1 protein-coding gene is annotated in these 237 nt (G+C 53.6%); it reads left to right on the top strand.

Annotated features, from left to right (window positions below):
- Window positions 1-22 precede the first annotated feature (22 nt).
- A partial coding sequence (locus tag KMS84_RS44895) for a hypothetical protein (protein WP_256921679.1) occupies window positions 23-237 on the top strand: 215 nt, incomplete at its 3' end.

The raw sequence follows: 237 nt of genomic DNA, 5'->3' as shown, positions 1-237 counted from the left end.
AGCCCAAGCCATGGTCCATTGCTTGAGCTTCGAAACGGGACATTTCAGTCGAGCCTGGGAAATTAGTACCGTGCATCTTCCAGACGCTGCGATGCGTTATCTGGAAGAGTGGGTCAGTCACTTCGCTCTGCGGCAAACCGGCCTCTTGTTCGAGCTTTTTACGCTGCCAGATTGCTGCGGTATCGGTTGCAAACTGATTGGCACGCCGTGGACGGACGAGAACTTGCTGAACATTGA

Source organism: Streptomyces hilarionis (assembly GCF_024539675.1).
In the GTDB taxonomy this organism is placed as follows: domain Bacteria; phylum Actinomycetota; class Actinomycetes; order Streptomycetales; family Streptomycetaceae; genus Streptomyces; species Streptomyces hilarionis.
This window is presented reverse-complemented; position numbering and strand designations above follow the sequence as displayed.